The sequence below is a fragment of the Buttiauxella brennerae ATCC 51605 genome, assembly GCF_001654925.1.
In the GTDB taxonomy this organism is placed as follows: domain Bacteria; phylum Pseudomonadota; class Gammaproteobacteria; order Enterobacterales; family Enterobacteriaceae; genus Buttiauxella; species Buttiauxella brennerae.
This window is the reverse complement of sequence record NZ_LXER01000020.1, coordinates 209,012-221,802: the sequence shown is the minus strand read 5'-3', so window position 1 is coordinate 221,802 and position 12,791 is coordinate 209,012. Positions and strand designations below refer to the sequence as shown.

Here is a 12,791-nt window from a genome sequence, read left to right as displayed (position 1 = left end):
AGGGAGACACATATGAATTTCCGCCTGACCGGACTGGCGCTGGCCACGACACTTTTAGTCGGGTGCGCCAGTTCTGCCGATCAAGAGCCACAGGGGCGTTCGGACCCGTTTGAAGGGTTCAACCGTACAATGTACAACTTCAACTTCAACGTGTTGGATCCTTATGTTGTGCGTCCTGTTGCTGTGGCGTGGCGTGATTATGTGCCGCAACCCGCGCGTAATGGGATCAGCAATTTCACCAGCAACCTGGAAGAGCCCGCCGTAATGGTTAACTATTTCATTCAGGGTAATCCGTATCAGGGGATGGTGCATTTCACGCGCTTCTTCCTGAACTCATTGCTGGGTATGGGTGGTTTCATTGACGTTGCTGGCATGGCGAACCCGAAACTGCAGCGTGAAGAGCCGCACCGCTTTGGTTCTACGCTGGGTCATTATGGCGTGGGTTACGGCCCGTACGTGCAGTTGCCGTTCTATGGCAGCTTTACGCTACGTGAGGATGGCGGTGATTATGTCGATACACTCTATCCGCTGCTGTCCTGGCTGACCTGGCCGATGTCTATCGGTAAATGGACGATTGAAGGCATCGAAACACGTGCTCAGTTGCTGGATTCTGATGGTTTGCTCAAGCAGTCATCCGATCCGTACATTTTGGTTCGTGAAGCTTACTTCCAGAGCCACGACTTTATTGCCAACGGTGGCAAGTTGTCGCCACAAGAGAATCCAAATGCGTCTGCTATTCAGGATTCTCTGAAAGATATCGACTCGCAGTAATTATTCCGGGCGGGAGACATAAAAAAAGGCGAAACCTCGGTTTCGCCTTTTTTGTATCCGTTAACTATCAGAATGCATAGTTAAAGTTCATGCCGTACAGCCAGGCTTTACCTTCAGACTGGAAGGTGTATGGGCCTTCTTTGATTTCAACATGCTGACCGTGCATGTAGGAAACACCCAGGTCTACAGACGCATCATCGTTAAACGCGTAAGTAGTACCGGCGCTGATCCAGAAACGGTCCTGGTCAGGAATGGAGATGGAACGGTTTTCTGCCGGAACCGGGCTATCATCAAATGCGATACCGGTACGGAAGGTCCAGTTTTTATCCATAAAGTAGGTGGTACCTAAAGCGATACGGTACGCATCTTTAAAGCTTTCATCTTTATAGAACAGCGTCTGGCCGTTAGTGCCGGTCGCTTTCAGCTCCTGGAACTGGCTCCAGCTGGTGTAAGTCACGCTGTAGTGAATTGCCCACTGTGGATCCACTTTGTTATAGCCGGACAATTCCCACATTTCTGGCAAGTTCAGCGTCAGAGACCCAGGGACAGTTTGCCCGTTGGTGCCTGCTGGTAAGCCAAAGTTTGACAAGATTGGGTTATAAGCCGCAGGCAGGTTGCTCTTGTAATCGCCGTCGAAGTCGACTTTCACTTCTGAACGGTAGGTGAAACCGTAACGGTTGTTTTTATCGATTTCATAAAGGATACCGGCGTTCCAGCCGTAGCCCCACTCGTCACCTTTCAGATGCGCGATTTGGGTGTCGCCAGGAATACGTGAAACCGGGCCTGCCAACGATGGCGGTAACGCTCCGGAACCCGCAACGATTTGGCCTAAATCACCAGCATAGCGCTCGATTTTCGCTTTCGCGTAAACAGCATCAAAGCCAAGACCGAAGCTCCAGTTGTTGTTTAAACGATATGCGCCGCTCAGGTTCAGGTTCAGCGTGGTCAGGTCGGTTTTACCGCCCATAGAACCCGCTGTGTAATCGTTGTTGAATTCTGTTGCCAAACCGTAGTTAGAAGTAACAGATGCGCCCCAACCAAATTGTTCGTTAATAGGAGCAACGAAGTGCAGGTTTGGAACCCATGCGGTTGGCGCGATGTTATCAGCATCGGTGCTGCGGCCAGTTGGTGAGGTGCCGGAAATATTCACACCTGGATCAACAAAGACTGCGCCGCCGGAGAAGGAAGGGCGGTCGAACATCATAATTGTTGCAGGGTTACGGCTGGCGGAGCCCGCATTATCTGCGACGGCACCTTCCCCCGAATAAGCTCGGCCAAGGCCTGAGGAAGAGAACTCGTTTAATTGAAAGCCGGCTGAGTACGCCTGCGATGAGACAATTGCCACTGCAACCGCTAGGGCTGACTTTGTAAACAGGTTTTTCTGGCTCATGACCAAAACCTCATAATGGATTTATTTTTATACAAACAATGTTACATACCGTAACAGGAGCGCGAATAGTAGGGTCTGTTCTGTTACAGAGAAAGCAGACCAGTGGCGAGAGTATAGGTCTGACCAGATGGGATGTTGCAAGTTTGTATCTAAGAATTTTCAAATTTGATCGTAGAAACGAGATCTGCCTGGCAAAATCGGGTTCTTCGTCACTTAGCAAAATGGGTGAATCTTGTTTTAGATCATTTTTAAGTGTGATTTGGGTCACTTACGGATTTTGACAAGATTAACGACTGGAGTCGCTTCAACAGGGAGCGTAAAATAGACAAGATTCGTTGAAAACATTTTGCCTTTTAAATACAGAGGAAATCATAAAATGAGTAAGAACACTGCTGATGAAACCCCGGTTTGCTGCTGTATTGATGTCGGCTCTATCATCGACAACACCGACTGCACAGCAACATACAGCCGCGTGTTCGCGACCCGCGCTGAAGCTGACGAAACTCTGGCTGCGCTGACCGAGAAAGCACGTGCCGCAGAATCTGAACCTTGCCAGATTGTTCCGCGTTACACCGAAGAAGCTGACGGCGTGCGTCTGGATATCGATTTCACTTTCAGCTGCCAGGCTGAAACCATGATCTTCCAGCTCGGTCTGCGTTAATATTTCCTGGCGCTCTCGTCCCCGAGAGCGTCATTTTCCTCTCTTAAAGCGTGTTCCCCCTCCCAATTTTTTAGTCCCCCGGTTGGCTGATTGTAACTTTTTAGTTAAAACTGTGATCAGGTCAGACCACTATTGGTCATACACTATTTATTCCCAAGAATATGAAGTTACAGCAAGGCAGCCAGGGAACTCATCCCAATGAGCTTACTTTAGTAAGTGATTTGGGTGAGTGAGTGCAGCAACACCGCTGTGGCTTCATAGACGCCGGGAAGAACAGGGGAGTTTTATGAGTCAGGCACTTCCGCTGGTAACCCGTCAGGGCGACCGTATTGCTATTGTCAGTGGGTTACGCACACCGTTTGCCCGTCAGGCTACCGCGTTTCACGGCATACCTGCTGTCGATCTCGGCAATATGGTGGTCAGCGAACTGCTGGCACGCAGCGAAATTCCCCCGGAAATGATTGAACAGCTGGTTTTCGGCCAGGTTGTCCAGATGCCAGAAGCTCCAAACATCGCCCGCGAAATTGTCCTCGGCACCGGGATGAGTGTGCATACCGATGCCTATAGCGTTAGCCGTGCCTGTGCGACCAGTTTCCAGGCTGTGGCAAATGTCGCTGAGAGTTTAATGGCGGGCACTATTCGTGCAGGTATTGCCGGCGGTGCTGATTCTTCGTCGGTGCTGCCAATTGGCGTCAGCAAAAAGTTAGGCCGCACATTGGTAGATGTGAACAAGGCGCGTACTTTGGGCCAGCGCCTGAAATTATTCTCTCGTTTACGCCCACGTGATTTGTTGCCGGTGCCGCCTGCGGTTGCTGAATATTCAACGGGCTTACGCATGGGCGATACCGCCGAACAAATGGCGAAAACCCACGGTGTGACGCGTGAGCAACAAGATGCGCTGGCACATCGCTCTCACACTAAAGCCGCTATTGCCTGGAAGGAAGGGAAACTGGCTGATGAAGTGATGACCGCCTTCATCCCGCCATATCGCCAACCTTTTAGTGAAGACAATAACGTTCGCCAAAACTCCTCTATTGCCGATTACGCGAAACTGCGTCCGGCTTTTGACCGTAAACACGGCACGGTTACCGCGGCAAACAGCACGCCATTAACCGATGGTGCGGCTGCCATTATTTTGATGACGGAATCGCGCGCCAAAGAGTTGGGCCTGAAGCCATTAGGCTATTTACGCAGCTATGCGTTCACCGCGGTGGATGTCTGGAAAGATATGCTGCTTGGGCCAGCGTGGGCCACTCCGCTGGCGCTTGAGCGCGCGGGTATCACGCTCAATGACCTGACGCTTTTTGATATGCACGAAGCCTTTGCCGCGCAAACGCTGGCAAACTTACAAATGCTCGCCAGCGAACGTTTTGCTCGCGATGTATTAGGCCGCGCTCACGCCACTGGCGAAGTCGACGACTCTAAATTTAACGTACTCGGTGGCTCGATTGCTTACGGCCATCCGTTTGCTGCAACGGGCGCGCGCATGATCACTCAAACCCTGCATGAATTGCGCCGCCGTGGTGGCGGATTTGGCCTGGTGACTGCCTGCGCGGCGGGTGGATTAGGTGCGGCAATGGTTCTGGAGGCCGAATAATGGAACAGGTTTCTGCTTTCAACTTACATATCCGCCTCGACAATATCGCGGTGGTGACGATTGATGTGCCGGACGAAAAGATGAACACGCTAAAAGCGTCGTTCGGCCCGGAAGTGCACAATATCATCAAACAGGTTCGTGACAATACGGCGCTGCAAGGGCTGATCTTTATCTCCGGCAAACCCGATAACTTTATTGCTGGCGCAGATATCAACATGATTGCCGGTTGCCAGACGGCACTTGAGGCGCAAAACCTGGCGCACCAGGGGCAGCAAATCATGGCGGAAATTGCCGCGTTGCCGATCCCGGTTGTTGCAGCTATTCACGGTGCGTGTCTCGGCGGTGGGCTGGAGCTGGCGCTAGCATGCCATTCGCGAATTTGTACCGATGATGAGAAAACAAAACTCGGTCTGCCGGAAGTGCAACTCGGTCTACTACCGGGTTCTGGCGGCACGCAGCGCCTGCCGCGTTTGATTGGTGTGAGCCACGCGCTCGATATGATCCTGACCGGCAAACAGCTGCGTCCACGGCAGGCGCTTAAGCTGGGACTGGTGGATGAAGTCGTGCCGCAGTCAATTTTGCTGACGGCGGCAGTTGAGCTGGTGGGTAAAGGCCGTCAGCCATCGCGTACTCTGCCGGTACGGGAGCGGATCCTTGCCGGCCCGCTCGGCCGTTCACTGCTGTTTAGCATGGTGGAGAAAAAAACCGCACAGAAGACTCGCGGCAATTACCCCGCCACGCAACATATTATTGATGTCATCAAAATCGGTCTGGGGCAGGGGAGTTTCAGCGGTTACGAATCAGAGGCGAAGGCCTTTGGCGAGCTGGCGATGAGCCCGCAATCTGCGGCACTGCGCGGGTTGTTTTTTGCCAGCACGGAGCTTAAAAAAGAGCACGGCGCTGATGTACCACCGCGCCCGATTAAAGCCGTGGGTGTGCTCGGTGGCGGTTTGATGGGCGGTGGGATTGCGTTTGTCACGGCCACTAAAGGCAAGTTGCCGGTGCGCATCAAAGACATTAGCAACGATGGTATCAACCATGCATTGAAATACAGCTGGGACTTGCTGGATAAAAAGGTACGTCGTCGCTATATGAAAGCGGCTGAGCGCCAGCGTGAAATGGCGCGTATCTCCGGTGGTACCGATTATCACGGTTTCCACAATCGAGACATTGTTGTGGAAGCGGTTTTTGAAGATCTCGCTCTCAAGCAAAAGATGGTCGCGGAAATTGAACAGAACGCTGCGCCGCATACCATTTTTGCTTCCAACACTTCTTCGCTGCCGATTGCTGATATTGCGGCCAATGCCGCACGTCCGGAGCAAGTGATTGGCCTGCACTATTTCAGCCCGGTCGATAAAATGCCGCTGGTCGAAGTGATCCCGCATGCCCGAACCAGTGCGGAAACCATTTCCACTACCGTTCAGCTTGCCAAAAAACAGGGTAAAACACCGATTGTCGTGGGCGACAGCGCCGGGTTTTACGTCAACCGTATTCTGGCGCCTTATGTGAACGAAGCGATGCGTTGCCTCGTGGAAGGGGAGCCTGTCGATAAAATTGATAATGCGCTGGTGGCGTTTGGTTTTCCTGTCGGACCAATCCAACTTTTGGATGAGGTGGGAATTGATGTGGGGACTAAAATTAGTCCTATACTTCAGCAAGCTTACGGAGATCGTTTTGCCGCACCGGCAGAAATTGCAGCAATATTGAATGACGATCGCAAAGGTAGAAAAAACGGGCGTGGTTTCTATCTTTATTCAGGGAAAGGGAGTAGAAGCAAAAAGCAGGTTGACCCTGCAATCTATACCCTGCTTGGTGTTTCACCCAAAGGGCAACTGGCAGAAAAAGAAATCGCACAACGCTGCGTGATGATGATGCTTAATGAGGCGGCTCGTTGCGTAGATGAAGGTGTTGTTCGCAGTGCCCGCGATGGTGACATCGGTGGCGTGTTTGGTATTGGTTTTCCACCGTTCCTCGGTGGCCCGTTCCGCTATATGGATACCCTGGGAGCGGGTGAAGTCGTCGCACAACTGCAACGCCTGGCCAGTCAGTACGGGGCGCGTTTTACTCCCTGTGAAAGACTTTTACAAATGGTGGAAGAGCAACGAAATTTCTGGGGAAAAGTGAACCCCGGTGAAGGAAATGTAGTCAAAGAATCATGATTATATGGTTCGGTGAATGGATGCTGGTCGCTCACTTAACGAACAGTGATTGACTATACTTGCACCATTGAGGTAAAAAACAGCGTTTCATTCGATGTACGGATAAGGCACAATGCCCGGCTGCTGAATTTCACCTTCGAAGTTTTAGGGGAATTCAAGCATTCCTGGTTAACAAAAGCGGTGCAATATGCAAGTTTTTATCATGCGTCACGGCGACGCAGCTCTCGATGCCGCCAGTGACTCGGTACGTCCACTCACCCAGTGTGGTTGTGATGAATCCCGAGTAATGGCGACCTGGTTGAAAGGTCAGGTTGTGGATATCGAACGTGTTCTGGTGAGCCCTTATCTGCGAGCCGAACAAACCCTGGATGTTGTGCGGGAAGCACTGACTCTTCCAGGTAAAGAAGACATTCTGCCGGAATTGACACCGTGCGGTGATGTAGGTCTGGTGAGCTGCTATTTGCAAGCCCTGGCCAATGAAGGGGTTGAGTCGGCACTGGTGATTTCTCACCTGCCGTTAGTCGGTTACCTGGTGTCTGAACTTTGCCCTCAAGAGACACCACCGATGTTCAGTACCTCGGCTATTGCCAATGTCACACTTGATCCTGAAACCGGGAAAGGCGTGTTCAACTGGCAGATGAGTCCGTGTAATTTGAAGGTAGCTAAAGCTATCTGATTGCCGTAAGCATGAAAAAAGAGCCGCTATATATAGCGGCTCTTTCTGTTTGTAGCTCTCCCTCTCCCGTGGGAGAGGGCATCAGGCCACTCAAACTCTAAGGCAACTCAGGCGGCAGCCACTCTTCGATTTCAATCAACACCAACAATGCTGCGTCACCACCGTACTCTTTCGGTGCCTGGTGGAATGCCATAATGTGCGGGTGTTGTGCCAGCCACAGCGGCGTTTGCTGCTTCAAAACATGCTTACCATGCCCGTGCATCACGCAGGCACAAAACACGTGCTCACGCCGACATGCCGCAATTAACGCGCCTAATTCCTGTTTTGCCTGCATCTGCGTCAGGCCATGCAAATCGAGGAATAATTCTGGCGAATAATCACCCCGGCGAATTTTTTTCAGCTCGAAATGACTGACGTCTTCGCGCACGTAACGCGTAGGACCTTCTGTTGCCAGGCGTGGCTGGAATTCATCAGAAAAATAATGGCTGGCATCAGCCTGTTCCTGCAAGAGTCGTTTCACCGGCACTTCCTGCACTTTTTTACGCATCGGACGGTGAACAATCGTGTCCTGAGCCAATTTTTTTGTGCCGCTCATCAAATCACGGAAAAGGTTCTGATCATCAACGCTGAGCGGAGTTTTCTTTTTCATCTATTTCTCGTCTCGACTTTATCGTCTCGCACCTGTTTTACGGTCAGTTTACCTGGTTTACCGTCCATCACTAAATAAAACGCAATTTTAGCCGCTGTGACAGCTATTGAAATGCTGATTTGTCGCGGTCTTCATGGCAAACTAACCGATTATTGAACTAGCGCGAACGGCCTGCGGAGGGCAACGTGGATAAAATTTTCGTCGATGAGGCAGTTAATGAGCTGCACACCATTCAGGATATGCTGCGCTGGGCAGTCAGTCGTTTTAGCGCCGCCAACGTCTGGTATGGCCACGGCACGGATAACCCGTGGGACGAAGCCGTTCAGTTAGTGCTGCCAAGTCTCTATCTGCCGCTGGATATTCCTGAAGATATGCGTACCGCGCGCCTGACGCCAAGCGAGCGTCATCGCATCGTTGAGCGTGTGATTCGCCGTGTTAACGAGCGTATCCCGGTGGCTTACCTGACCAACAAAGCCTGGTTCTGTGGCCATGAGTTTTATGTTGATGAGCGTGTGCTGGTGCCGCGTTCCCCGATTGGTGAGCTGATTACCAACCGTTTCGCGGGTCTTTTCAACGACGAACCTCTTCACATTCTGGATATGTGTACCGGCAGCGGCTGTATCGCTATCGCCTGTGCTTACGAATTCCACAATGCAGAAGTGGATGCGGTTGATATTTCTGTTGATGCGCTGGCAGTGGCTGAGCAAAACATCGCCGAGCACGGCCTGGAAAACCAGGTTACGCCAATTCGCTCCGACCTGTTCCGTGACCTGCCAAAAGTGCAGTACGACATTATCGTGACTAATCCACCGTATGTGGATGCAGAAGATATGTCTGACCTGCCGGGTGAGTTCCGCTTCGAGCCAGAGTTAGGTTTAGCGGCGGGTACAGACGGCCTGAAACTGGCGCGTCGTATTCTGGCTTGTGCGCCTGACTACCTCGCCGATGGCGGTATCCTGATTTGTGAAGTCGGGAACAGCATGGTACATCTGATGGATCAGTACCCTGATGTGCCGTTCACCTGGCTTGAGTTCGATAACGGCGGTGACGGCGTGTTTATGCTGACCAAATCGCAGCTTATTGATGCGCGTGAACACTTCAGCATTTACAAAGATTAATCTGCGCAGACGGGCCTTATGGCCCGTCTTCTTTTGCTGACAACACAACGAAAATGACAACGGTAAGGAGCCGTGACAAATGGCAGGAAATTCTATTGGACAAGTATTTCGCGTAACGACATTTGGTGAATCCCACGGTGTCGCACTGGGTTGTATCGTTGATGGTGTGCCGCCAGGCATTCCGCTGACCGAAGCCGATTTACAACACGATCTCGACCGCCGCCGCCCTGGTACTTCACGCTACACCACGCAACGCCGTGAAGCCGATCAGGTGAAGATCCTTTCCGGCGTATTTGAAGGTGTCACTACCGGCACCAGCATCGGCCTGTTGATTGAAAATACCGATCAGCGCTCGCAAGATTACAGCGCTATCAAAGACGTGTTCCGTCCGGGGCATGCAGATTACACCTACGAACAAAAATACGGCCTGCGCGATTATCGTGGCGGCGGCCGTTCTTCAGCACGTGAAACCGCGATGCGTGTGGCGGCTGGGGCGATTGCTAAAAAATATCTGGCGTATAAATACGGCATTGTTATTCGTGGTTGCTTGACGCAAATGGGCGACGTGCCGTTAGAAATCAAAGACTGGGATCAAGTCGAGCAGAACCCGTTCTTCTGTCCTGATCCAGACAAAATTGAAACGCTTGATGAGCTGATGCGGGCGCTGAAAAAAGAAGGCGACTCCATTGGTGCGAAAGTTACCGTGGTCGCCGATAACGTGCCGCCAGGCCTTGGCGAACCTGTATTTGACCGCTTAGATGCTGATATCGCCCATGCGCTGATGAGCATTAACGCCGTGAAAGGCGTGGAAATTGGCGAAGGCTTTGGCGTGGTAAATCTGCGTGGTAGCCAGAACCGCGACGAAATCACCAAAGAAGGTTTCCAGAGCAACCATGCTGGCGGCATTCTGGGTGGAATCAGCAGCGGCCAGCAGATTGTGGCCAATATGGCGCTGAAACCGACCTCCAGCATTATGGTCCCAGGCCGCACCATCAACCGCGAAGGTGAAGAAGTTGAGATGGTCACGCGTGGTCGCCACGATCCTTGTGTCGGTATTCGTGCCGTTCCGATTGCCGAAGCGATGCTCGCTATTGTCCTGATGGACCACATGCTGCGCCAGCGTGCTCAAAACGCCGACGTTAATTGCCCTTTGCCGCGCTGGTAATGCGATGAAAAAAATGCTCGTGGGGCTGCTGGCATTACTTGCCAGTGCAGCCACTTTTGCAGCCACACCGTGGCAGAAAATCAGTCATCCGATTGCGGGTAGCCCGCAATCTATCGGTGCATTCTCTAACGGCTGCATTGTGGGTGCCCACGAGTTGCCGCTCAATGACCCTCGTTACCAGGTCATGCGCCAGGATCAACGTCGCTATTTCGGCCACCCTGATTTAGTGATGTTTATTCAGCGTCTGAGTAACCAGTCAACACAACTGGGCCTTGGCACGTTGCTTATTGGCGATATGGGAATGGCGGCGGGCGGGCGTTTTAGCTCAGGCCATGCCAGCCACCAGAGCGGCCTGGACGTTGATATCTTTTTGCAACTTCCCAAAGCTCGCTGGACCTCGGCTCAGCTTCTTAAACCGCAAGCGCTGGACTTAGTCGCCAGTGATAATCAGCATGTGGTGCCGCGTTTGTGGCAGCCAGAAATCAGCAGCCTGATTAAACTTGCAGCCAAAGATAACGATGTGACGCGCATTTTCGTCAACCCGGCCATTAAGCAACAGCTGTGTCTGGATGCAGGCGCTGACCGCGACTGGCTACGCAAAGTGCGTCCGTGGTTTGCTCACCGCGCCCATATGCATGTGCGCCTGCGTTGCCCGGCAAATAGCCTCGAGTGTGAAGATCAGCCTTTACCGCCGCCAGGCGACGGCTGTGGTGCTGAGCTGCAAAGCTGGTTTGCGCCACCACCTCCAGGCAGCAGTGTGCCGAAAAAGAAAACTCCGCCCCCTTTACCGGCCTCTTGTCAGGCTTTGCTGGATGAGCACGTTCTCTAACGGATAAGTTCATGGAATGGTTTATGGTTTCCCCTCTGACGCTGGTGGTGTTGTTTTTTGTCGCCATGCTTGCAGGGTTTATTGATTCACTGGCAGGCGGCGGCGGTTTGATTACCGTCCCTGCTTTGTTGGCAACGGGAATGTCACCCGCACATGTACTGGCAACGAATAAGCTTCAGGCGTGTGGTGGTTCAGTTTCATCCTCAATTTATTTTATTCGCCGCAAAGTGGTGAGCCTGAAAGATCAGAAACTCAATATTCTGATGACCTTTATCGGCTCAACAACCGGGGCATTGCTGGTTCAATACGTGAAATCAGACGTGTTACGCCAAATCTTGCCGCTGCTGGTGATCTGCATTGGTCTGTACTTTTTATTGATGCCAAAACTCGGTGAAGAAGACCGACAGCGCCGATTATACGGCCTGCCATTTGCGCTGGTTGCAGGGGGTTGCGTCGGTTTCTACGATGGTTTCTTTGGCCCAGGTGCTGGTTCTTTTTACGCACTGGCGTTCGTGACTTTGTGCGGCTTTAACCTCGCAAAATCTACGGCTCACGCCAAAGTATTAAACGCTACATCAAACCTCGGCGGCCTGCTTTTGTTTATCATTGGCGGGAAAGTGATTTGGGGAACCGGCTTTGTAATGATGGCCGGGCAGTTCTTAGGGGCGCGAATGGGATCACGCCTCGTGTTGAGTAAAGGGCAAAAACTGATCCGTCCGATGATAGTTATCGTATCGGCGGTGATGAGCGCCAAACTCTTATTTGATAGCCACGGACCGGAGATCCTCCATTGGTTGGGGATAGCTTAAGATGACGACAGCAAATATGACAATAACGACAGAACACCATTATCAGGAACTTATCGACATTTTCGATAACTGCTTTAAAGACGAATTTAATACACGTCTGATTAAAGGCGACGACGAACCGATCTATCTTCCAGCAGATGAAGAAATTCCTTATCACCGCGTGGTGTTTGCTCACGGCTATTACGCCAGCGGAATGCATGAGATTTCTCACTGGCTCATTGCGGGTGCTGCGCGCCGTGAGCTGGTGGATTTTGGTTACTGGTATTGCCCGGACGGGCGTGATGCCGAAACACAAAGCAAATTTGAAGATGTGGAAGTGAAGCCCCAGGCGCAGGAATGGTTACTGTGCGTGGCAGCAAACTTCCCATTCAATGTGAGCTGCGACAACCTGAGCGGCGATGTTGACCCGGACAGGATCGCATTCCAGCGCCGTGTGCATGCGCAGGTGATGATTTACCTGCAAGAAGGCATTCCGGCGCGTACGGCAAAACTGATTGAAGCGCTGCGGGACTATTATAAAACCCCACCGCTGGCAGCGGAGCATTTTCCGTGGCCGGAAGATCTAAACTAATTACCTGCAAAAAAGAGGAAGTACGATGATCGCGGAATTTGAGACACGCATACTGGCGTTAATTGATGGGATGGTTGAGACAGCCAGTGATGACGAGCTGTTTGCCAGCGGTTATCTGCGTGGCCATTTAACGCTCGCGGTAGCGGATCTGGAACACGGTGAAGATCACAGCCCAGAGGCGCTTCATACTGCGGTATCACACAGCCTTGAAAAAGCCATTCAGGCAGGTGAGCTTTCACCGCGCGACCAGTCTTTAGTGCTGGGTATGTGGGATAATTTGTACCAGAAGGCGAAGTTTTAAGTTATTCCCCCTCACCCTCACCCTAACCCTCTCCCCAGGGAGAGGGGACTGTTCGGTAGGTTTTTCTCCCTCTCCTGGGGGAGAGGGCCGGGGTG

At 52.1% G+C, this 12,791-nt stretch carries 13 protein-coding genes; 11 read left to right on the top strand and 2 right to left on the bottom strand.

Features of this window, described 5'->3' with window-relative positions; all coding sequences use genetic code 11:
* The first annotated feature begins 12 nt into the window (after window positions 1–12).
* Window positions 13–771 (top strand): phospholipid-binding lipoprotein MlaA, encoded by a 759-nt coding sequence (gene mlaA / locus M975_RS12890; RefSeq protein WP_064559983.1) that lies wholly within the window; start codon window positions 13–15, stop codon window positions 769–771.
* A 67-nt stretch (window positions 772–838) separates the two neighbouring features.
* Here mlaA and fadL read toward each other — a convergent pair whose 3' ends face one another.
* On the bottom strand, window positions 839–2,161 hold the full coding sequence (gene fadL, locus M975_RS12885; protein ID WP_064559981.1) for a long-chain fatty acid transporter FadL: 1,323 nt from the start codon (window positions 2,159–2,161) through the stop codon (window positions 839–841).
* A gap of 376 nt (window positions 2,162–2,537) precedes the next feature.
* On the opposite strand from fadL, the gene M975_RS12880 reads away from it, so the two are divergent.
* The 4 genes from M975_RS12880 (at window position 2,538) to sixA (ending at window position 7,254) form a co-directional block, all read left to right on the top strand.
* Window positions 2,538–2,822 (top strand): YfcZ/YiiS family protein, encoded by a 285-nt coding sequence (locus M975_RS12880; protein WP_064512780.1) that lies wholly within the window; start codon window positions 2,538–2,540, stop codon window positions 2,820–2,822.
* A 286-nt stretch (window positions 2,823–3,108) separates the two neighbouring features.
* The gene (gene fadI / locus M975_RS12875) at window positions 3,109–4,419 is read left to right on the top strand and encodes an acetyl-CoA C-acyltransferase FadI (RefSeq protein ID WP_064559979.1); all 1,311 of its coding nucleotides are present in this window, start codon (window positions 3,109–3,111) and stop codon (window positions 4,417–4,419) included.
* Window positions 4,419–6,578, top strand: a complete 2,160-nt coding sequence (gene fadJ / locus M975_RS12870; RefSeq protein ID WP_064559978.1) for a fatty acid oxidation complex subunit alpha FadJ — start codon at window positions 4,419–4,421, stop codon at window positions 6,576–6,578. Before fadI ends, fadJ begins: the two co-directional genes overlap by 1 nt.
* A 187-nt stretch (window positions 6,579–6,765) precedes the next feature.
* Complete coding sequence (sixA, locus tag M975_RS12865; RefSeq protein WP_064559977.1) at window positions 6,766–7,254, top strand: phosphohistidine phosphatase SixA; 489 nt, start codon at window positions 6,766–6,768, stop codon at window positions 7,252–7,254.
* 97 nt (window positions 7,255–7,351) lie between these two features.
* On the opposite strand, the gene smrB is transcribed toward sixA, so the two are convergent.
* Complete coding sequence (smrB, locus tag M975_RS12860) at window positions 7,352–7,903, bottom strand: endonuclease SmrB (RefSeq protein WP_064559976.1); 552 nt, start codon at window positions 7,901–7,903, stop codon at window positions 7,352–7,354.
* 185 nt (window positions 7,904–8,088) lie between these two features.
* Between smrB and prmB the strand changes: the two genes are divergently transcribed.
* The 6 genes from prmB (at window position 8,089) to M975_RS12830 (ending at window position 12,696) form a co-directional block, all read left to right on the top strand.
* The gene (gene prmB, locus M975_RS12855) at window positions 8,089–9,021 is read left to right on the top strand and encodes a 50S ribosomal protein L3 N(5)-glutamine methyltransferase (protein WP_064559975.1); all 933 of its coding nucleotides are present in this window, start codon (window positions 8,089–8,091) and stop codon (window positions 9,019–9,021) included.
* 79 nt (window positions 9,022–9,100) lie between these two features.
* Window positions 9,101–10,186, top strand: a complete 1,086-nt coding sequence (gene aroC, locus M975_RS12850) for a chorismate synthase (RefSeq protein ID WP_064559973.1) — start codon at window positions 9,101–9,103, stop codon at window positions 10,184–10,186.
* Window positions 10,187–10,190: 4 nt separating this feature from the next.
* Window positions 10,191–11,015, top strand: coding sequence for a penicillin-insensitive murein endopeptidase (gene mepA, locus M975_RS12845; protein WP_064559971.1), 825 nt, complete (start codon window positions 10,191–10,193; stop codon window positions 11,013–11,015).
* An 11-nt stretch (window positions 11,016–11,026) separates the two neighbouring features.
* A complete protein-coding gene (locus M975_RS12840; protein WP_064559969.1) occupies window positions 11,027–11,824 on the top strand; it encodes a sulfite exporter TauE/SafE family protein in 798 nt (265 codons plus the stop codon).
* Between the two features lie 22 nt (window positions 11,825–11,846).
* Window positions 11,847–12,395, top strand: coding sequence for an elongation factor P hydroxylase (locus M975_RS12835; protein WP_157093382.1), 549 nt, complete (start codon window positions 11,847–11,849; stop codon window positions 12,393–12,395).
* Window positions 12,396–12,420: 25 nt separating this feature from the next.
* Window positions 12,421–12,696: a YfcL family protein gene (locus tag M975_RS12830; protein ID WP_064559967.1), complete on the top strand. Its 276-nt coding sequence runs from the start codon at window positions 12,421–12,423 to the stop codon at window positions 12,694–12,696.
* Window positions 12,697–12,791: the final 95 nt, after the last annotated feature.

Excerpts from the sequence above, each read along its gene's own strand:
- mlaA (WP_064559983.1), top strand. The coding sequence starts at position 13 with ATGAATTTCCGCCTGACCGGACTGGCGCTGGCCACGACACTTTTAGTC.
- fadL (WP_064559981.1), bottom strand. The coding sequence starts at position 2,161 with ATGAGCCAGAAAAACCTGTTTACAAAGTCAGCCCTAGCGGTTGCAGTG.
- M975_RS12880 (WP_064512780.1), top strand. The coding sequence starts at position 2,538 with ATGAGTAAGAACACTGCTGATGAAACCCCGGTTTGCTGCTGTATTGAT.
- fadI (WP_064559979.1), top strand. The coding sequence starts at position 3,109 with ATGAGTCAGGCACTTCCGCTGGTAACCCGTCAGGGCGACCGTATTGCT.
- fadJ (WP_064559978.1), top strand. The coding sequence starts at position 4,419 with ATGGAACAGGTTTCTGCTTTCAACTTACATATCCGCCTCGACAATATC.
- sixA (WP_064559977.1), top strand. The coding sequence starts at position 6,766 with ATGCAAGTTTTTATCATGCGTCACGGCGACGCAGCTCTCGATGCCGCC.
- smrB (WP_064559976.1), bottom strand. The coding sequence starts at position 7,903 with ATGAAAAAGAAAACTCCGCTCAGCGTTGATGATCAGAACCTTTTCCGT.
- aroC (WP_064559973.1), top strand. The coding sequence starts at position 9,101 with ATGGCAGGAAATTCTATTGGACAAGTATTTCGCGTAACGACATTTGGT.
- mepA (WP_064559971.1), top strand. The coding sequence starts at position 10,191 with ATGAAAAAAATGCTCGTGGGGCTGCTGGCATTACTTGCCAGTGCAGCC.
- M975_RS12840 (WP_064559969.1), top strand. The coding sequence starts at position 11,027 with ATGGAATGGTTTATGGTTTCCCCTCTGACGCTGGTGGTGTTGTTTTTT.
- M975_RS12830 (WP_064559967.1), top strand. The coding sequence starts at position 12,421 with ATGATCGCGGAATTTGAGACACGCATACTGGCGTTAATTGATGGGATG.